Genomic DNA, 19,607 nt, shown 5'->3' with positions numbered 1-19,607 from the left:
CAGTCCTTGCAGATCATCTTGTCCGCGTCCGCCAGCTGGCTTCGGTGGTGGACCAGGAAGCAGCTCATGCAGGTGAACTCGTCGTCCTGCTTGGGCTTCACCTCGACGGCGAGCTCCTCGTGCGAGAGGTCCGCGCCGGGCAGCTCGAAGGCCTCTGCGGCCTCGGTCTCGTCCTCGTCGACCTTGCCGGAGTTCTTGTCGTGGCGGCGCGCCTTGAGCTCTTCGATGCTCTCCTCGGACTGCTCGTCCTCGTTCTTGCGCGGTGCGTCGTAGTCAGTCGCCATGACGTGTGTGCTCTCTCCCCTTCGGCTGGCCACCCGACCGCTTCAGCGAGCGGATCGGCGCGGCAGATTGTGCACCATCTGGCCCAGGAGTCAATACCCGGGTGGATGCGACCCGCCAGAACAGCACCGGGACCGCGGCTATTCCCGCAGGAACCCCGCCATTCTGACGGCCTGTTCAAGGGCTTCGAATCCGTGATCCGGACCACATACCACCGCCTCCGCTCCGGCCGCCCCGACGGTCACCAGGACCCGCGCCCCGGCCAGCCGGGCGATCAGCCCGCCGGCGGCGTGGTCCCAGAGGTGGACGCCCTCCTCGACATACCCGTCGAGCGCGCCCTCAGCCACCCGGCACAGGTCCAGGGCGCACGAGCCGGTACGACGCAGGTCGCGGATCTCGGGCAGCAGCCGGGCCGCCGCCGCGGCCTGCACCTCGCGCACCGGGCGGGTGTAGTGGAAGCCGGTGGCGATCAGCCGGTGGGCCAGCGGCGCCGGACCCCGTACGGCGACCGGCCGGCCGTCGCGGGTCGCCCCGCCGCCCTGGTGGCCGGCGTAGAGCACGTCCTTGGCGACGTCCATGACGACGCCGGCGACGACCTCGCCGGCGACCTCGGCGGCGATCGAGACGGCGTACTCGGGGATGCCGTAGAGGAAGTTCACCGTCCCGTCGATCGGGTCGACGATCCAGCGCACTCCTGAGCTGCCGACGATGTCGTCGCCCTCCTCGCCGAGGAAGGAGTCGTCGGGGCGGGCGGCGAGGATCAGCCGGCGGATCAACTCCTCGCTGGCCCGGTCGGCGGCGGTGACGACGTCGACCTCGCTCGACTTGGTCGCCGCGACCGAGACGCCCTGGGCCGCGTGCTCGCGCACCAGGTCGGCGGCGCGCCGGGCGACCTCCTCGGCGAGGACCCGCAGCGCGACCGGCTCGGTCATGCCCGGTCGCCCAGGCAGCAGCCGGCCGGGCAGGAGTCGCACGGGCCGGGCGTGCCGGCCCGCTCGGCGGCGGCCCGCTCCAGGATCAGCTCGCGGACTCCCGCCACGAACGCGGGGTGGGTGCCGGCCGAGGCTGCGCGCCGGGCCGGGATGCCGAGCCGCTCGGCGGTCGCCAGCGCCTCGGTGTCGAGGTCGTAGACGACCTCCATGTGGTCGGACACGAAGCCGACCGGGATCAGCACCACGGCCGCCACGCCCTCGCCGGCGAGCTCCTCGAGCCGGTCGTTGACGTCGGGCTCCAGCCACGGCGTGTGCGGCGAGCCCGAGCGCGAGCAGTAGACCAGCTCGTGCGCGCGGGTGACGCCGGTCGCGGCGGCGACCTGGTCGGCGACGATGCCGGCGACCTCGAGGTGCTGGGCGACGTAGGCGCCGCCGGTGGGACCGCTCGCGTCGGCCATCGTGGTGGGGATCGAGTGGGTGACGAAGACCAGACGCGCGCCGTCGCGGACGTCGTCCGGCAGGTCGGCCAGGGCGGTCAGGACACCGTCGACGTTGGCGGCGACGAAGCCGGGGTGGTCGTAGTAGGCCCGGATCTTGTCGAGCCGCGGCGCGGTCAGCCCCTCCGGGACGGCGGCGACGGCGGCCTCGAGGTTGTCGAGGTACTGCCGGCAGCTCGACCACGACGAGTACGCCGAGGTGACCAGGCACAGCGCCCGTCGTACGCCGTCGGCGGCCATCTGCTCGACCGTGTCGGCCAGGTAGGGCGCCCAGTTGCGGTTGCCCCAGTAGATCGGCAGGTCGATGTCGTGGGCGGCGAGCTCCTGCTCGACCGCGGCGATGAGCGCCTGGTTCTGGTCGTTGATCGGCGAGCGGCCGCCGAACAGGAAGTAGTGCTCCCCCACCACTTCGAGGCGCTCGCGCGGAATGCCCCGCCCGCGGGTCACGTTCTCGAGGAACGGCACGACGTCCTCCGGCTTCTCGGGCCCCCCGAAGGACACGAGCAGCAGGGCGTCGTAGGGGTCGGCGGGGTTGGGGTTCTGGTCCGGATTCGGCACGGCCCCATCGTAGGGAGGACGATGAGCGCGAGATGTTGCAGACCTATCGCCAGATCTTCACCCCCGCGACCGCCCTGTTCAGCCTGACCGGTCTGGTCGCCCGCCTGCCCATCTCGATGGTGGGTCTCGGCATCGTGCTGCTGGCCGAGCACGAGACCGGCTCCTACGGCTTCGCCGGCTCGGTGTCCGCGGTCGCGCTGATCGCCAACGCCTGCTTCGCGATCGTCCAGGGCCGGCTGCTCGACCGGCACGGTCAGGGCCGGGTGCTTCCCGTCGCGATCACGCTGTGGGGCATCGGGCTGTCCCTGGCGATGGGCTCGCTGGCGTGGGACTGGCCGACCTGGACGACGTACGCGTTCGCGGTGGTCGCGGGCGCCTCGCTGCCGTCGGTCGGCACCTGCGTCCGGGCCCGCTGGTCGCGCACCCTCGCCGACCAGCCGACGCGGCTGCACACCGCGTTCTCGTTCGAGGCGGTCGCAGACGAGACGGTCTTCCTGGTCGGCCCGATCACGGTGACCATGCTCGCCACCAGCGTCGCTCCGGCCGCCGGGCTGTGGGCGGCTCTGGCCGCCGGCCTGATCGGCACCTACGCGTTCGCCGCGCAGCGCGGCACCGAGCCGCCGGCCCATCCCCGCGAGCGGACCCGGACTGCCCGGCCGCCGATGCCGTGGGCCGCGATCGGCCCGCTGGCCGTCGTCGGCACCGCGCTCGGCATCGTCTTCGGCGCCGCCGAGGTGGCGACCGTCGCCTTCGCCGACGCCGAGGGCCACAAGGCGCTGTCCGGCGTCCTCCTCGGCATCTGGGCGCTCGGCAGCCTGCTCGCCGGCGCCGTATCCGGCGCCATCACCTGGCGCCGCGGCCCCCTGTACCGGCTGCGGATCGGCGGCATCGGCATGGTCGTCGCGACCGCCCCGCTCTTCCTGGTCCCGAACCTCGCGGTCATGGCGCCGGTGCTGCTGCTCAGCGGCATGGCGATCTCCCCCACGCTCATCGCCGGCATGTCGCTGGCGGAGCAGGTGCTGCCGCCGGCCCGGCTCACCGAGGGCATGGCGTTCTTCCAGACCGGCCTCGGCGTCGGGCTCGCCCCGGGCGCGGCCGTCGCAGGCGTCGTGATCGACCACGTGAGCGCGCCAGCGGCCTACCTGGTCTGCCTCGCCGGAGGTCTGCTCTGCCTCACCGGCGCGCTGCTGGTCAGGGTGGCGGCCGGCCCGGATACGGTGCGGTCCCATGAGCACACCGCCGCCGAGCACCTGGCGTAACTGGTCCGGCCTCGAGACCGCGGCCGGGCTCGAGGTGGTGCAGCCCGCGGACGCCGCCGAGGTCGCCGCGATCGTGACCGCCGCCCGGGCCGCGGGACGGACGGTCAAGAGCGCGGGCACCGGCCACAGCTTCACCGGCATCGCCACGCCGCACGACGTCCACCTGCGCCCGGAGCGGATGCGCGGAATCGTCGCCGTCGACCGCGACACGATGACCGTGACTGCGCTCGCCGGCACCCAGCTCAAGGTGTTCAACGCCGAGCTCGCGAATCTCGGGCTCAGCCTGCACAACATGGGCGACATCGCCGAGCAGACGCTCGCCGGCGCGATCTCGACCGGCACCCACGGCACCGGCGGCCGCGCCGCCGGGCTGGCCGCCCAGGTCGTCGGCCTCGAGCTGGTGACCGGCACCGGCGAGGTCGTCCGGGCCACCGCGACCGAGAACGCCGACATCCTCGACCTGGCCCGCGTCGGCCTCGGGGCGCTCGGCGTCCTGGTCACCATCACCTTCACGGTCGAGCCGCTGTTCCTGCTGCGCGCCGAGGAGCGGCCCATGTCGTGGGCCGACGCGATGGCCTCCTTCGACGACCTCACCGCCGCGCACGACCACGTCGACATGTACTGGTTCCCGCACTCCGACCGGATGCTCACCAAGCGCAACACCCGCGTCGGCACCGACCTCGCGGCCGCCGCGCCGCTCCCCCGGTGGCGCGGCTGGCTCGACGACGACCTGCTGTCCAACACGGTCTTCGGCGCGCAGACCGCCGCGCTCAACCTGGTGCCGCGAGCGATCCCGGCCGCCAACCGGTTCGCGTCGCGGCTCCTCGGCCCGCGCACCTACACCGACATCGCGCACCGGGTCTTCACGACCGAGCGCCGGGTGGTCTTCCGCGAGATGGAGTACGCCGTCCCGCGCGAGGTCGGCCTCGACGTGCTGCGCGCGTGCCGCACCGCCTTCGAGCGCTCCGGGCTGACCGTCTCGTTCCCGGTGGAGATCCGCGTGGCGCCGAGCGACGACGTGCCGCTCTCGACGTCCTACGGGCGCGACTCGTTCTACCTGGCCTTCCACACGCACCGCCGGGCCGACCACACGGCGTACTTCGCGGTGATGGAGCCCATCATGCGCGCCCACGAGGGCCGGCCCCACTGGGGCAAGCTGCACACGCTGGGGCTGGCCGACGTCGCCGAGCTCTACCCGCGGCTCCCCGACGTCCGCGCGCTGCGCGACCGGCTCGACCCCGACCGGGTGTTCGCCAACGCCTACCTGGAGCGGGTGCTCGGTGGCTGAGAGCACGCGTCCGGCCTGCCCTTGCGGCTCGGGGCTGACCTACGACGACTGCTGCCGCCGCTTCCATCGCGCCCCCGGCACCGCGCCGACCGCCGAGGAGCTGATGCGCTCGCGGTACTCGGCGTTCGTGAAGGGCCTGGCGTCGTACCTGCTGCACACCTGGCACCCCGCCACCCGGCCGCCGTCGCTCGACCTCGACGACCGGGTGCGGTGGACCGGGCTGGAGATCGTCGCCGTCCAGGACGGCGGCGAGGGCGACCGCCGCGGCGTCGTCGAGTTCCGTGCGCACCACACCGTCGACGGCGTCCCCGGGATGCTGCACGAGGTGAGCCGGTTCCGGCGGCAGGGCGAGATGTGGACCTACGTCCGCGGCAAGGCCCGCTGGTCGAGCGAGTGACCCGTCCCGCGCCGATCATTGTCGACAAATGTTCGGCACACGCGGAGTGGGGTCCCGCTCCGCGCACCGGCCGGGCGTAGGCTCGGGCGGACAGGCAAGCACCAGGCAGACGACCCGAGGGAATGATGACGGACACGGCGGACCAGGGCGGCAGCGACCGCCCCGTGCGCCTCACCCTCGCCACGGACGGCAGCGATCGCCGCCGCCTCCTGCTGGTGGACGACCAGGGCGGGGAGTTCACCCTCGACATCTCGCCCGAGCTCCGCGCCGCCGTGCGCGGCGACGCGCCGCGTCGATTGGAGACCAAGATGAGCAGCAGCATCCGTCCCCGCGAGATCCAGACGCGGATCCGTGCCGGCGAGTCCGCGGAGGCGGTCGCCGAGGCGGCCGGCACCACGGTGGACGCGATCATGCCGTACGTCGCGCCGGTCCTCGCCGAGCGCGAGCACATCGCCGGCCGCGCCCAGAAGGCCTCCGTCCGCCGGACGCCCGGCGAGGGCGGCGGCGCCGCGCAGAGTCGCGTCCTCGGCGACGCGGTCGCCGCCCACCTGCGCGGACGGGGCGCCGACCCCGAGGCCGTGGCCTGGGACGCCTACCGCCGCGACACCGGCCGCTGGGTGCTCACCGGCACCTTCGAGACCGGCGAGCGCGGCGGCGTCGCACGGTTCACCTTCGACGCCCCCGGCAACTACGTGCTCTCCGACAACGACGACGCCCGCTGGCTGATCGGCGACGTGCTGCCCGAGGCCGCCCCGGCCGCCCGCGACGACCTCCAGCAGGTCCGCGAGCGCCGGCTGGCCGCCGTACCGGCCGAGGAGCTGCCGCTCGGCGGCGACGTCGACCAGCTGCCGCTCGGCGACATCGACCAGGCGCTCGACCTGGTCGCCGGGTCTCCCGCGGAGTCCCCGGCGCCCGCGCCGGAGGTGGCGGCCGAGACGGCCGCCGAGCAGCCCGCCGAGGCCCCAGCCGTCGACGAGCCGATCCGGGCGACCGCCGACGAGCCCAAGGAGGACGCCCGTCACCGGCGTCCGGTGCAGAAGAAGCGCGGCCGCGCGTCGGTGCCGAGCTGGGACGAGATCATGTTCGGCGGCGGCGACCAGTAGGCCGCGCCCCGGTCCGGCAAGCCGTCTAGCCCACGTGCCGTGTCACCGAACTCTCCAGTAACAAGTCGCCCGCAAGGGGCGCGCGGGACCCGTCGTACGGCGTAGGTTTCGCGCATGGCCTACTTCGTGACCGGCGCCACGGGTTTCATCGGGCGCCATCTCATCGCTGAGCTCGTCGACCACCGGGACGGTCCGGTCTTCGTGCTCGTGCGAGCGTCCTCGCTCCCGCGCATGGAGGCTCTGATCCGTCAGTGGGGATCCGACCGGGTGCAGCCCGTCATCGGTGACCTCTCCCAGCCGAGTCTCGGCGTCGACCCGGCGTGGATCGCCGAGCACGCCGGCTCGATCGACCACTTCTTCCATCTCGCCGCGATCTACGACATCACCGCCGACGACGCGACCAACGACGCGATGAACATCGACGGCACCCGCAACGCCCTGGCCCTGGCCGAGGAGCTGCGGGCCGGGGTGTTCCACCAGGTCTCCTCCGTCGCGGCGGCCGGCGACTATCACGGGCGCTTCACCGAGGCGATGTTCGAGGAGGGGCAGCCGCTGCCCTCGCCGTACCACCGGACGAAGTACGAGTCGGAGAAGATCGTCCGCGACGAGTCGTCGATCCCGTGGCGGGTCTACCGTCCGGCGATCGTGGTCGGTCACTCCGAGACCGGCGCGATGGACAAGATCGACGGCCCCTACTACTTCTTCCCGGTCATCAAGCGGCTGCGCGACGCGCTGCCGGCCTGGCTGCCGCTGGTCGGGCTCGACCTCGGCGACACCAACCTGGTGCCCGTCGACTACGTCGCCAAGGCGATGGACCACCTGGCCCACGTCCCCGGGCACGACGGCGAGGCCTTCCACCTGGTCAACCCCGAGCCGCAGCCGGTGATCGAGATGATCAACGCCTTCTGCGCGGCCGCGGGCGCGCCCCGCTTCGCGACCCCGGTCGACCGGGCGATCACGACCGCGGGTCCGCTGTCGCTGATCCCCCGCGCGCTGCGGCCGATCAACGTGATGAACGCCGTCGTCCGCTCGGCGCCGGCGCAGCTGGTGCTCGACCAGACCGTCGGCCGCCTCGGCATCCCCGCCGAGGTGCTCGCCCACACGTCCTTCCCGTCGGTCTTCGACTCGCGCGCCACCGAGAAGGCCCTGGCCGGCTCAGGGCTGAGCGTGCCGCCGCTGGAGACCTACGTCCGGGCGCTGTGGTCGTACTGGGAGGAGAATCTCGACGACGCCACCGGCCGCGACGGCAAGGCGGTCGCCGCGCTCAAGGACAAGTACGTCGTCATCACCGGCGCCTCCTCCGGCATCGGCCAGGTCGTCGCGCTCAAGGTCGCGCAGGCCGGCGGCATCCCGGTCCTCGTCGCCCGCGGCAAGGAGAAGCTCGAGGCGACCCGCGACATCATCGAGCTCCGCGGCGGCCGTGCCGAGGTGTTCCCGTGCGACCTGTCCGACCTCGAGGCGATCGACCGGCTGTGCGAGCAGCTGTCGACCGAGCTGCCGAGCGTCGACTACGTCATCAACAACGCCGGGCGCTCGATCCGCCGCTCGCTGAAGCTCTCCCAGGACCGCTTCCACGACTTCGAGCGGACCATGCAGCTCAACTACTTCGGCGCGATCCGGCTGGTCATGGGCCTGATGCCCAAGCTGCACGACCAGCGCTCGGGGCACATCGTCAACATCTCCTCGATCGGCGTGCAGACCAACCCGCCGCGCTTCTCGGCGTACGTCGCCTCGAAGGCGGCGCTCGACGCCTGGAGCAATGTCGTCTCGTCCGAGGTCGTCGGCCACGGGATCACGTTCACCAACGTCCACATGCCGCTGGTGCGGACGCCGATGATCGCCCCGACCAAGATCTACGACAAGTTCCCCACGATCTCGCCCGCCCAGGCGGCCGACGTGGTGATCAAGGCGATGGTCGACAAGCCGCACGAGATCAACACCGCCCTCGGCACCGCCGGCGAGCTGGCCCACACGATCGCGCCGCGGACCGCCTTCCGCGTCCTCAATCTGGCCTACCAGGTGTTCCCGGACTCGGCCGCCGCGAAGGGCCAGAAGCCCGCCTCGGCCGCCGCGGCCGCCGCCGAGGAGGCGCCTGCCTCGAACCGCCGGGAGACCGAGCAGATGCTGCTCGCCCAGCTGTTCCGGGGCGTGCACTGGTGACCTCGCGCTAGCTCGTCTCGACCGGGCGGCTGGGGTCGGCGACCCACTCACTCCAGCTGCCCGGGTAGAGCGCTGCCCGGACTCCGGCGAGCTCGAGCGCCAGGACGTCGTGCGCCGCGGTCACGCCCGACCCGCAGTAGACGGCCACGTCGGCGTCCGCCGTCGCCCCGACCTCCGCATAGGTCGCGGCCAGCTCGTGCGGGCTCCTGAAGTGACCGTGCTCGTCGAGATTGCGACTCGTCGGGACGTTGACCGCACCGGGGATGTGCCCCGCCACCGGGTCGATCGGCTCGACCTCGCCGCGGTAGCGCTCGCTTGCTCGGGCGTCGACGACGACACCCGCGGCGTCGACCGTGGTCGCGTCGACGGCCGGCATCGCGCCGGGGCGGGCGCTGAAGGTGCCCGCGTCCGTGGCTGCGTCGGCGCCGGTCGCGATCGAGCCGCCGGCCGCCTGCCAGGCCGCCCAGCCGCCGTCCAGGACCCGGACGTCGCCGTGCCCGTGGAACCTCAGCAGCCACCAGGCGCGGGCGGCCGCGTGGCCGGACCAGTCGTCGTAGACGACCACGGGGAGCTCGTCCCGGACCCCGGCCCTGCGCATCGCCGCCTCGAACTCCGCCACGTCGGGCAGCGGATGCCGCCCGCGCCTGCCGTCGCCGACCGGCGCGGCCAGCTCGGCGTCGAGGTCGACGTACGTGGCGCCGGGGATGTGGCCGGCCGCGTACTCCTCCTGCCCTGGCGGGCCGCCCATCCGGTAGCGGACGTCGAGGATCGTCACGGTGCCCGGCAGCTGCGCGCCCAGCTCGTCGACGGTGATCAGTCCGGATCTCGTCATGGCGTCAGCCTAGGAGGGGCCTGTGGAGGAGCCCGACGCGACCGCGCCGGATCGGGCAGGCTCGGCGCCATGCCGACCTCGCCCGGGATCCAGGAGCCCGTCCCCGCCCTGCTCCAGCGGGTCCTGCGCCGCGTGGTCGTCGACCATGCCGCCGAGCAACGGCGCCGCCCTCCCGCCGTCCTGCATGCGGGCCTGCCGGGCGCGGGGCCGGGCCACATCCGCACCTTCGAGATCCGGCCCGGCGAGTGCCTCGACCTGGCCCTGCGGACCGAGATCGTCGAAGCGATGTGCCGCGACAGCCTCGCCCAGGACGTCGTCCCCCTGCTCTGGCTCACCCGCGCCCCCGACGGCCCCGACCTCGAGGACCTCGCCTGGGCCGCCGCCGTCGGCTGCGCCGGGCCCGAGCTCGGAGTCAGTCTCGACCTGGTCGTGGTGACCCGGCGGTCGTGGCGGGACCCGCGCTCGGGCGCCGGGCGGACCTGGAGCCGGCTCCGCGTCCCTGCCGCGACCTCAGCCGGCTGACCGGCGGATACCGACCGCTACCAGGTGTGGACGGGCTGGTTGTCGTGCATGCGCGCCCGGTAGTCGCCGAGGACCGAGCGCAGCGCGTCGTAGCGGTCGACGTCGCCGAGCTCCTGCACCCGGCGCGCGAACCAGTCGGCACCGTTGGTGCCGGCCAGACAGCGCTGCTCGATGATGTCGAGGTAGCGGTGGGCCTCGTCCGCGTCGACGCCCCACTGCGCGAGGCCCTGGTGGGCGAGCGGCAGCAGCCGGCGCAGGACCAGCTCGGTCGCGCGGACCCGGCCCAGGCCCGGCCAGTAGATCTCGGCGTCGATGCCGTGCTGGGCCGCAGTGTGGAAGTTCTCCTCGGCGGCGCTGAACGACATCTGGGACCACAGCGGGCGCTCGTTCTCGGCCAGCGCGCGGACCAGGCCGAAGTAGAAGGCGGCGTTGGCGACCGTGTCGACGACGGTCGGGCCGGCGGCGAGGATCCGGTTCTCGACGCGGAGGTGCGGCCGGCCGCCGGCGATGTCGTAGACCGGCCGGTTCCAGCGGTAGATGGTGCCGTTGTGGAGGCGCAGCTCGGAGAGGTTCGGCGTACCGCCGGCCTCCAGGACGGTGAGCGGGTCCTCCTCGTCGATCACCGGCAGCAGTGCCGGGAAGAAGCGGACGTTCTCCTCGAAGAGGTCGAAGACGGAGGTGATCCAGCGCTCGCCGAACCACACCCGCGGCCGCACGCCTTGCGCCTTGAGCTCCTCGCTGCGCGTGTCGGTGGCCTGCTCGAAGAGGGGGATGCGGGTCTCGGACCACAGCTGCTTGCCCAGCAGGTAGGGCGCATTGGCGCCCACCGCGATCTGCACGCCCGCGATCGCCTGCGAGGCGTTCCAGTACGACGCGAAGCGCTCCGGGCTCACCTGGACGTGGAACTGCGTGCTGGTGCACGCGGCCTCGGGCATGATCGTGTCGACCGTCGCGCGCAGCCGCTCGACGCCTTGGATGTCGATGAGGATGTCCTCGCCGCGAGCCCGCAGGATCTGCTCGCTGAGCAGGCGGTAGCGCGGGTTGGCGCTGATCACGTCGCCCTCGAGGTGGCGATCGGCCAGCGTGGGCAGGATCCCGATCATCACCAGGTGCGCGCCGACCGCGGCCGCGTGCTTCTCGGCGTTGTTGAGGCTGGCGCGCAGCTGGGTCTCGTAGGCCTCCAGTCCCCCGCCGCGCAACGGGCCGGGCGGCAGGTTGAGCTCGATGTTGAACTGGCCGAGCTCGGTCTGGAAGTCCGGATCCTCGATCGCGGCGAGCACCTCGGCGTTGCGCAGCGCCGGATCGCCGGCCGGATCGACGAGGTTGAGCTCGACCTCGACGCCCGTCCAGGGGTCGTCGGTGTCGAATGCCGACTCGCGCAGCATCCGCTCGAAGACGTCGAGGCAGCGGCGCACCTTCTCGCGGTAGCGGGTGCGGTCGGCCGGGGTGAACTCCTGGGCGGCGACATCATCTCCCATGCGCCGACACTAGACAGGTTCGCGCCGTCGGGCGAGGGTTTGCCGCGCGGCGAGCCCGCCCTACGGGGGCAGGTCGGGCGGACCGGAGGCCGCGGGGAGCCCGGCAGCCCAGTCGAACTCGGGCGTCCAGACGTCGGGGGAAACGGCGTTCTCGAGGAGCATCGCGAGGTAGTGGGCGAGCCGGTAGTGGGGGTCGGCGCAGCGGGCGCGGTCGACGGCGGCCCAGGCGAGGGCGCCGTCGCCGGCCTGCCACGCCGCCCACCCCAGCAGGACGGCGGGCGCCGGCGCCAGCTCGTCGGGCGCCCGTCGCACCACGTCTCGCCACACCGCGACGTGCGCCGGGGCGCTGCTCGCCGTGATCAGGGCCCATGCCGCGTCGCGGACCGTGAGCGACTGCATGACCCACACCAGCCGCGCCAGCTCGGGGTCGGCGAGGGGCACGGGGTCGGCGCGCGCCTCGGCGAGCAGCCGCTGGACGAGAGCGGACACCCACTCACCCGCGGCCCGGACCGCGCGACCGGTGACCGGGATGCCGCGGTCGAGGTGACCGCCCGCGAGGAGGGCGGCGCTCACCGCCTGGGCGGCCTCGGGATCGCGGGCGACCGACGCGACCAGGTCGTCACGGGTCTGGTGGGCCAGCCGGCCGGTCGCGATGGCGTCGCGGACGAAGGGGTGGCCGGTGACGTCGTAGGGCGTGCGGCGTAGGCGCATCGCCCGCTCGGGGGCCTCGAGGTCGCTGTAGGTCTCGCCGTCGACGTGCAGCGCGGCGGCGATGCCGATGCCGGCGCGCCGGCAGCCGATGCGCAGCGTGCTGTGGATCGAGGCCGCCGCGGGGCGGTGGTCGTCGTAGTAGAGGAGGACCACGCGGCGGGCGTCGTGGCGGCGGGCCGGGGCGAGCAGGCGATTGTCGACCAGGCGGCGGGTGGCGGCGGTCTGCTCGGCGAGCGGCGGGAGGTCGAGGCGGGCGTGGAACGGACGGCGGGCGCCGAGGGTGAACATCACGATCGAGTGCTCGGGCCAGAAGCCGAGGACGACCGGCGCGAGGGCGAGCAGGTCGGTGGCGTCGTGGGCGGTGAGCGTCGGGACGAGCGGAGGGCGGGTGAGGGAGGGCGTGGTGGTCATGGGGACAGCGTGGAGGGGGTGGGCGTCGGGGGCGGAGTGGTGAGGGAGGGACTGTGGAGAGGGACGGGTGGGGGTGGGGGCTGTGGAGAGTCGGGGGATGGTGGTGGGGGTGGTGACGACTAACGTGACGGCCGTGCGCGCCCACGCTTCGGTCCTCCACCTGGACCTCGACGCGTTCTTCGCGGCGGTGGAGCAGCGCGACAAGCCGTCGTTGCGGGGCAAGCCGGTGGTGGTGGGCGGCGTCGGGGGACGCGGCGTGGTGTCGACGGCGTCCTACGAGGCGCGGGCGTTCGGGGTCCGGTCGGCGATGTCGACGCGGGAGGCGCGGGCCCGGTGCCCGCACGCGGCGTACCTGTCGGGGCGGTTCGAGGCATATCGCGCGACGAGCGCGCAGGTGATGGCGGTCCTGCGCGCCTGCTCGCCGCTGGTCGAGCCGCTCTCGCTCGACGAGGCGTTCGTCGACCTGGCGCAGAGCGACCTGCCGGACCTGGAGCTGGCGACGGTGACCGCGCGGGCGGAGGAGCTGCGGGCGCGGGTCCGGGAGGTGACGGGCGGGCTGACCGCGTCGGTGGGCCTGGCGTCGTCGAAGTTCCTGGCCAAGATCGCGAGCGACCTGCGCAAGCCCGACGGGCTGGTGGTCGTCGAGCCCGGCACCGAGCTCGACCTGCTCCGCCCGCTGCACGTGTCGGTGATCCCCGGGGTCGGGCCGGCGACCGTCCAGCGGCTGCGCCAGGCCGGCGTCCACACGGTCGCCGAGCTGGAGCGGATCAGCCAGGACGAGCTGGTCCGGGTCGTCGGCAAGGCGCTCGGCCAGGGGCTCTACCACCTGGCCCGCGCCGAGGACGACCGTCCCGTCGTCCCCGACCGCGAGACCAAGTCGGTGAGCGTCGAGGGCACCTACGAGCACGATCTGACCGACCGGGGGCAGATGAGCGCCATCGTCACCCGCCAGGCGGGCGAGGTGGCCAAGCGGCTGCGGTCGAACGGCCTGTCCGGTCGGACCGTGACCCTCAAGGTGCGCCTCTACGACTTCACCACGCTGAGCCGGTCGTCCACACTGCCCGCGCCGACCGACGAGCCCGCGACGATCGCCCGGCTGGCGCGCACCCTGCTCGAGGACCTCGACACCTCCGGCGGCGTACGCCTGCTCGGGGTGGGCGTCTCGGGCCTGGCCGACTGGATCCAGGAGGACCTCTTCGCCTCGCTCGCCGACGACGACGCGGACGAGGCGCCCGAGGCCGAGACGCCGACCCAGCCGGAGCCGGACCAGGCCGGCGCCACGTGGACCGGTACGACGTGGTCCCCCGGCCAGGACGTGATCCACACCGAGCACGGCCGCGGCTGGGTCTGGGGCGCGGGCAAGGGCGTGGTGACGGTCCGCTTCGAGACCGCCGAGACGCCGCCCGGGCCGGTCCGCTCGTTCCGTGCCGACGACCCCGAGCTGAGTCGGTGGCGACCGCCGGAGCCGGAGCAACCGGACGAGCAGTAGCGTTCCCGCATGCCCGTTCCGCCGCGCGCCCCCCAGCACCCCGTCACCACCACGCACCACGGCCACACCCGCACTGACGAGTACGAGTGGCTGCGCGCCAAGGAGGACCCGGCGGTCCTGGCCCACCTCGAGGCCGAGAACGACTACACCCAGGCCCGCACGGCCCACCTGGCCGACCTGCGCGGCCGGATCTACGACGAGATCAAGTCCCGCACCCTCGAGACCGACCTGTCGGTGCCCACCCGCGTGCGCGGCTACTGGTACTACGGCCGCTCCTTCGAGGGCCGCCAGTACGGCGCCAGCTGCCGCGTCCCCGTCGCCGACCTCGACGACTGGACTCCCCCGCAGCCCGCTGCCGACGCCCACCCCGACGAGCCCGCGCTGCCCGGCGAGGAGGTCATGCTCGACCTCGACCAGCTCGCCGAGGGGCACGACTTCTTCTCCGTCGGCGGCTCCTCGGTCAGCCCCGACGACCGCCTCCTGGCGTACGCCGTCGACGTGGTCGGCGACGAGCGCTACACGGTCCGCGTCCTCGACCTCGCCACCCGCGAGCTGCACGGCGACGTGCTGACCGGCGTCCTCGGCGGCGTCACGTGGGGCGGCTCGGCCGACCACTTCTACTACACGACCGTCGACGAGGCCTGGCGTCCCGACAAGGTCTGGCGGCACCGGCTCGGCACCGCCCAGGCCGACGACGAGCTTGTGTTCCACGAGCCCGACGGGCGCTACTTCGTCGGCGTCGGGCGCACGCGCAGCCGCCGCTACGTGATGATCGCGGCGAGCTCGAAGACCACCTCGGAGTTCCACGTCCTCGACGCCGCCGACCCGCACGCCGCGCCGGTCTGCTTCGCCGAGCGCACCGAGGGCATCGAGTACTCCCTCGAGCACGCCGTGGTGGGCGGCCAGGACCGGTTCCTGGTGCTCCACAACGCCACCGGGCCGGAGTTCGAGCTGGGGCACGCGCCCGCCGTCCCGACGGCGCCGGCCGACTGGCGCCCGCTGCTGCCCCACGACCCCGCCGTCCGGCTCGAGGACGTCGACGCGTTCGCCGACCACCTCGTCGTCCAGCAACGCAGCAACGGCAGCTCGCAGGTGCGGATCCTCGACCTCGGCGCCGACCCCGAGAGCCCGGTCACGGCCGACCGCTTCGTCGAGTTCCCGGGCGAGCTGGCGACCGTGGGCGCGGGCAGCAACCCGGCCTTCGAGCAGCCGACGATCCGGGTCGGGATGACCAGCCTGGCCCGCCCGTCGGCCGTCTACGACCACGACCTGCGCTCCGGCGAGCTGGTGCTGCGCAAGCAGGCGCCGGTGCTGGGCGGCTACGACGCCGACGACTACGAGGAGCACCGGCTGTGGGCGACGTCGGTCGACGGCGTCCAGGTGCCGATCTCGCTCGTCGTCCGCAAGGGCGTCCGCACCGACGGCGCCCCGATCCCGGTCCACCTCTACGGCTACGGCGCCTACGAGGCCTCGATCGACCCGTACTTCTCGGTCAGCCGGCTCTCCGTGCTCGACCGCGGCGCCGCCTTCGCGATCGCCCACATCCGGGGCGGCGGCGAGATGGGCCGCCACTGGTACGACGACGGCAAGCTCGCCCACAAGCAGCACACCTTCGACGACTTCATCGCCAGCGCGCGCCACCTCGTCACGTCCGGCTGGACCACCGCCGACCGGATCGTCGCCGAGGGGGCCAGCGCGGGCGGACTGCTCATCGGCGCGGTCGCCAACCAGGCGCCCGAGGCCTTCGGCGGCCTGGTCGCGGGCGTGCCCTTCGTCGACACGCTGACCACCATGCTCGACGCCACGCTGCCCCTCACCGTCCCCGAGTACGACGAGTGGGGCGACCCGACCGGCGACCCGGAGGCCTACGAGCGGATCGCCGGCTACGCGCCGTACGAGAACGTGGCGGCACTCCCCTACCCGCCGATCCTCGCCGAGACGTCCCTGAACGACACCCGGGTGCTCTACGTGGAGGCCGCCAAGTGGGTCGCCCGGCTGCGCGACCGGGCGCCGGAGGCCGACGTCCTGCTGCGGACCGAGATGGCGGCCGGCCACGGCGGCGTGTCGGGGCGCTACCGCGCCTGGGAGGAGCGGGCGTTCACGCTCGCGTGGATCCTCGACCGGCTCGGGCTGGCCGACGCTCCCCTCCTGAGCTCCTGAGCCGCTCACCGGGGCCGTCACCAGGTTCCCGGTAAGTTGAGAAGTCCCTGAGATTCGGTTCCGGCCGCAACTTCCGGGAGCCGTCGCACGTCATTGCCGGTGAGAGCAACACGGAGACTCCTGGGAATCCCGGGTACCTCCCCTGTGTTGGAACACGTGTGCGGATGGGCTCCAGCCGCACTGGCGAAGGAGGGACGCGATGGCAGCGACGATGACGAGGCCCCGGAACACCGGACGCGAGATCGAGGGACGCGACAGCGTCGGCCTGTACCTGGACGAGATCGCCCGGACTCCCCTGCTCGACGCGGCTCGCGAGGTCGAGCTGGCCAAGACGATCGAGGCCGGCCTCTACGCCGAGAGCCTCCTCGCCCAGGGCCGCGTCGGGCGCAGGAAGGGCGGCGCCCCGATGCAGGCCACCGAGGCCGAGCTGGAGTGGATCGCCGAGGAGGGCCGCAAGGCCACCACGGAGTTCATCAACGCCAACCTGCGCCTGGTCGTCTCGATCGCACGCAAGTACGGCCGGGCCCAGATGCCGATGCTCGACCTGATCCAGGAGGGCAACACCGGCCTGATCCGCGCCGTCGAGAAGTTCGACTACGCCAAGGGCTACAAGTTCTCCACCTACGCCACCTGGTGGGTGCGCCAGGCGATCACCCGCGGCATCGCCCAGCAGGCGCGCGTCGTCCGGCTTCCCGTGCACGTGGTCGAGGAGCTCAACCAGGTGGGCGGCGCCCGCCGTACCCTCGAGCGCCAGCTGGGCCGTGACCCCGAGCCGGCCGAGATCGCCCTCGAGCTCGGCATGGAGGTCGAGCGGGTGCTCGACCTGATGGCCTGGGGCCGCGAGCACGTCAGCCTCGACACCCCGGTCGACGAGGACGGCGACACCTCGCTCGGCGACCTGATGGCACAGGAGACGGCCCCCGGGCCCGACCTGACCGTCCTCGACGTCGAGGCGCGCGACCGGCTCAACCAGCTCGTCGACCAGCTCGACCCGCGCGCGGCCGACATCATCCGGTCCCGCTACGGCCTCACCGACGGCCGCCAGCACAAGCTCGCCGACATCGGCGTCAAGCACGGCATCTCCGCCGAGCGGGTGCGCCAGCTCGAGCGGGAGGCGCTGCAGAAGCTGCGCCGCCTGGGTGACCCGGACATGGCCGCCTGACCAACGCCGACGCCGCCAGGCGCGTGCCCTCAGGGCGCGAGCAGCGCCTCGAAGACCTCCGTCACCGCGAGACGGAGGTCTTCGCGCGTTCCGGTGTTCTCGATCAGGTACGTCGCCACCGCCCGCCGCTGCTCGCGCGTCGCCTGAGCGGCGATCCGGGCGCGGGCGTCGTCCTCGGTCCAGCCGCGGTCGCGGACCATCCGCTCGATCTGGAGCTCCTCGGGGGCGTCGACGACGATCACCGCCTCGAACTCCTCCGCCCGGCCGGACTCGACCAGCAGCGGGATGTCGTGGACGACGATCCCGTCGGCGGGCGCGGCTGCCTCCAGCTCGGCATACCGCTCGAAGACGAGGGGGTGCACGATCGACTCGAGCACCTTGCGCTGGGTCTCGTCGGCGAAGACGAGCGCGCCCATCTTCGGCCGGTCCAGCTCGCCCTCGGGCGTCAGCATGTCGGGACCGAAGGCCTCCACCACGGCCGCGAGGCCGGGCGTGCCCTTCGCCACGACCTCCCGCGCGATCTGGTCGGCGTCGATGACGACGGCCCCCAGCTCCCGCAGGATCGACGACACGGTGCTCTTCCCCGAGGCGATCCCCCCGGTCAGTCCGACGCGCACAGCCGGACCCTACTGTGAGGCCGTGGAGAACGAACGGGTCGCCCTGCTCCTGCCCGGCTCCCACGCGTACGTCGACGCGGTGCTGCGGATGCTGACCGCCGGCATCTTCCCGATCCCGCTGGACCCGCGGCTGACCGCGACCGAGCAGGCGCGGATCCTGGACGGGCTGGCGCCGTCGCACGTCGTCCGGACCGAGGAGGAGCTGGCCGCGCTCGTCGCGCCGCTGCCTCCGACCGGGCTGCCGTTGGGGCGGCCGATGCACTGCACGAGCGGCACGACGGGCGTGCCGAAGGGCGTCTACTCGGGGCCGCTCTCCCCGCAGGACGCGGCGGCGCTGGTCGCCGAGGAGCGCGACCTGTGGGGCTTCTCCCCCGACGACGTCAACCTGGTGCTCAGCCCGCTCTATCACTCGGCACCGCTGCGGTTCGCGATGGGAACCCTGCTCGCGGGCGGCCGGATCGTCATCCCCGGGCCCTTCGACCCGGCGGCGGTCACCGCGGCGATCGAGGCGGAGCGGCCGACGACGATGTTCTGCGTGCCGACCCACCTGCAGCGACTCTTCGCGCACTGGGACGAGCACGGCCGGCCCGACCTCTCCAGCTTCCGACTGGTCGCGCACGCCGGCGCGCCCTGCCCGACCGACCTCAAGCACCGGGTCATCGAGGCCTTCCCGCCGGGCTCGACGTGGGAGTTCTACGGCTCCACGGAGGGTCAGTTCACCGCATGCCGCAGCGAGGAGTGGCTCGAGCGCCCCGGGACCGTCGGTCGTGCCCGCCCCGGCCGCCTGCTGCAGACCGACGACGACGGCACCATCTGGTGCACGGTCCCGCCGTTCGCGCGGTTCACCTACTTCGGCGCCCCGGACAAGACCGCCGCCGCCTGGCGCGACACCCCCGACGGCCCCGCCTTCACCGTCGGCGACCTCGGCCGCCTCGACGCCGACGGCTACCTCTACCTCGACGGCCGCCGCGAGGACCTGATCATCAGCGGCGGAGTCAACGTCTACCCGACCGAGGTCGAGCAGGTCCTCGGCACCTGCCCGGGCGTCGCCGACATCGCCGTGTACGGCGTCGACGACCCCACCTGGGGACAGCGGGTGTGCGCGGCGGTGGTCGGCAGCGCATCCGCGTCGGACCTGGAGGCCTTCGCGCGGGAGCACCTGGCGCCGCCGAAGCGGCCCAAGGAGTACGTCTTCCGCGACGAGCTGCCGCGGACGCTGACCGGCAAGGTGCGCCGCAACGAGCTCGGGTAGGGCCGGCCTGGTCCACGGGGTCGGTCTCTCGGTCTCACCCGGCAACTCGGTCGTCCATCGCGCCGATCTACGACAGGAATGCCGGGTGAGACGCACCTACGACTCCGCATCCAGCTCCAGCGCCAGCCACGCGCTCACCCGCGTCGCCGGGTCGTCCAGGTCGACGCCGAGCAGCCGCTCGATCTCCGCGAGCCGGTTGCGGACCGTGTTGCGGTGCACGCCCAGGTCGTCGGCGACGGCGCCGCGCGAGCCGTGGTGGCGCAGGAAGGCGGCGAGGGTGATCCGCAGCTCGGGGTCGAGGGGGCCGAGGAGGGAGGCGGCGTACTCGTGGCCGAGCGCGGGCGGGATGAGGGCGAGGGGGCCGGCGTCGGCGACGTCCTCCCAGCGGCGGACGGGGGTGGCGGCGGTGGTGCGGTCGAGGGCGTGGGCGGCGGTCTCGGCGCTGCGGCCCGCGTCGGCGGCCGGTACGACGCGCCCGCGGCCGCCGCGCAGGCCCG

Annotated in this window: 18 protein-coding genes; 10 read left to right on the top strand and 8 right to left on the bottom strand. The window is 73.4% G+C overall.

Annotated elements, in window-relative coordinates; all coding sequences use genetic code 11:
- From AB4880_RS04370 to AB4880_RS04360, 3 genes are all read right to left on the bottom strand, one after another.
- Positions 1-284 (bottom strand): DUF4193 domain-containing protein (locus AB4880_RS04370; protein ID WP_367917980.1); only part of this gene is annotated, 284 nt, incomplete at its 3' end.
- A 138-nt stretch (positions 285-422) separates the two neighbouring features.
- Entirely contained in the window at positions 423-1,214 is a 792-nt protein-coding gene (locus AB4880_RS04365; RefSeq protein WP_367917979.1) for an inositol monophosphatase family protein, read from the bottom strand.
- Entirely contained in the window at positions 1,211-2,269 is a 1,059-nt protein-coding gene (locus AB4880_RS04360) for a ferrochelatase (protein ID WP_367917978.1), read from the bottom strand. The genes AB4880_RS04365 and AB4880_RS04360 overlap by 4 nt, the downstream gene beginning before the upstream one ends.
- Before the next feature lie 32 nt (positions 2,270-2,301).
- On the opposite strand from AB4880_RS04360, the gene AB4880_RS04355 reads away from it, so the two are divergent.
- The 5 genes from AB4880_RS04355 (at position 2,302) to AB4880_RS04335 (ending at position 8,476) form a co-directional block, all read left to right on the top strand.
- Positions 2,302-3,528 (top strand): MFS transporter, encoded by a 1,227-nt coding sequence (locus tag AB4880_RS04355; RefSeq protein ID WP_367917977.1) that lies wholly within the window; start codon positions 2,302-2,304, stop codon positions 3,526-3,528.
- Positions 3,497-4,816, top strand: coding sequence for a D-arabinono-1,4-lactone oxidase (locus tag AB4880_RS04350; RefSeq protein ID WP_367917976.1), 1,320 nt, complete (start codon positions 3,497-3,499; stop codon positions 4,814-4,816). The genes AB4880_RS04355 and AB4880_RS04350 overlap by 32 nt, the downstream gene beginning before the upstream one ends.
- Positions 4,809-5,213 carry a YchJ family protein gene (locus AB4880_RS04345; protein ID WP_367917975.1) on the top strand — a complete coding sequence of 135 codons (405 nt, stop codon included), beginning with the start codon at positions 4,809-4,811 and terminating at the stop codon, positions 5,211-5,213. The genes AB4880_RS04350 and AB4880_RS04345 overlap by 8 nt, the downstream gene beginning before the upstream one ends.
- A gap of 125 nt (positions 5,214-5,338) precedes the next feature.
- The gene (gene sepH, locus AB4880_RS04340) at positions 5,339-6,316 is read left to right on the top strand and encodes a septation protein SepH (RefSeq protein ID WP_367917974.1); all 978 of its coding nucleotides are present in this window, start codon (positions 5,339-5,341) and stop codon (positions 6,314-6,316) included.
- Positions 6,317-6,430: 114 nt separating this feature from the next.
- Positions 6,431-8,476, top strand: a complete 2,046-nt coding sequence (locus AB4880_RS04335; RefSeq protein WP_367917973.1) for an SDR family oxidoreductase — start codon at positions 6,431-6,433, stop codon at positions 8,474-8,476.
- 7 nt (positions 8,477-8,483) lie between these two features.
- On the opposite strand, the gene AB4880_RS04330 is transcribed toward AB4880_RS04335, so the two are convergent.
- Positions 8,484-9,308: a sulfurtransferase gene (locus AB4880_RS04330; RefSeq protein WP_367917972.1), complete on the bottom strand. Its 825-nt coding sequence runs from the start codon at positions 9,306-9,308 to the stop codon at positions 8,484-8,486.
- 69 nt (positions 9,309-9,377) lie between these two features.
- Between AB4880_RS04330 and AB4880_RS04325 the strand changes: the two genes are divergently transcribed.
- Positions 9,378-9,830, top strand: a complete 453-nt coding sequence (locus AB4880_RS04325; RefSeq protein ID WP_367917971.1) for a hypothetical protein — start codon at positions 9,378-9,380, stop codon at positions 9,828-9,830.
- A 17-nt stretch (positions 9,831-9,847) separates the two neighbouring features.
- Here AB4880_RS04325 and AB4880_RS04320 read toward each other — a convergent pair whose 3' ends face one another.
- Together AB4880_RS04320 and AB4880_RS04315 are read right to left on the bottom strand one after the other, a co-directional pair.
- The gene (locus tag AB4880_RS04320) at positions 9,848-11,308 is read right to left on the bottom strand and encodes a glutamate-cysteine ligase family protein (protein WP_367917970.1); all 1,461 of its coding nucleotides are present in this window, start codon (positions 11,306-11,308) and stop codon (positions 9,848-9,850) included.
- Positions 11,309-11,368: 60 nt separating this feature from the next.
- Positions 11,369-12,430: a DUF4192 domain-containing protein gene (locus AB4880_RS04315; protein ID WP_367917969.1), complete on the bottom strand. Its 1,062-nt coding sequence runs from the start codon at positions 12,428-12,430 to the stop codon at positions 11,369-11,371.
- 133 nt (positions 12,431-12,563) lie between these two features.
- Between AB4880_RS04315 and AB4880_RS04310 the strand changes: the two genes are divergently transcribed.
- The 3 genes from AB4880_RS04310 (at position 12,564) to AB4880_RS04300 (ending at position 17,241) form a co-directional block, all read left to right on the top strand.
- Positions 12,564-13,919: a DNA polymerase IV gene (locus AB4880_RS04310; protein WP_367917968.1), complete on the top strand. Its 1,356-nt coding sequence runs from the start codon at positions 12,564-12,566 to the stop codon at positions 13,917-13,919.
- A gap of 9 nt (positions 13,920-13,928) precedes the next feature.
- On the top strand, positions 13,929-16,079 hold the full coding sequence (locus AB4880_RS04305; protein ID WP_367917967.1) for a S9 family peptidase: 2,151 nt from the start codon (positions 13,929-13,931) through the stop codon (positions 16,077-16,079).
- 199 nt (positions 16,080-16,278) lie between these two features.
- A complete protein-coding gene (locus AB4880_RS04300) occupies positions 16,279-17,241 on the top strand; it encodes a sigma-70 family RNA polymerase sigma factor (protein WP_379228621.1) in 963 nt (320 codons plus the stop codon).
- Positions 17,242-17,270: 29 nt separating this feature from the next.
- Here the strand turns inward: AB4880_RS04300 and coaE are convergent, their stop codons facing one another.
- Positions 17,271-17,858, bottom strand: a complete 588-nt coding sequence (coaE, locus tag AB4880_RS04295; RefSeq protein WP_367917966.1) for a dephospho-CoA kinase — start codon at positions 17,856-17,858, stop codon at positions 17,271-17,273.
- A gap of 22 nt (positions 17,859-17,880) precedes the next feature.
- Between coaE and AB4880_RS04290 the strand changes: the two genes are divergently transcribed.
- Positions 17,881-19,110, top strand: a complete 1,230-nt coding sequence (locus AB4880_RS04290; RefSeq protein WP_367917965.1) for a class I adenylate-forming enzyme family protein — start codon at positions 17,881-17,883, stop codon at positions 19,108-19,110.
- A gap of 96 nt (positions 19,111-19,206) precedes the next feature.
- Here AB4880_RS04290 and AB4880_RS04285 read toward each other — a convergent pair.
- A partial coding sequence (locus tag AB4880_RS04285) for a PucR family transcriptional regulator (protein ID WP_367917964.1) occupies positions 19,207-19,607 on the bottom strand: 401 nt, incomplete at its 5' end.

It is taken from the genome of Nocardioides ginsengisoli (assembly GCF_039537225.1).
Classification (GTDB): Bacteria; Actinomycetota; Actinomycetes; order Propionibacteriales; family Nocardioidaceae; genus Nocardioides; species Nocardioides ginsengisoli.
This window is presented reverse-complemented; position numbering and strand designations above follow the sequence as displayed.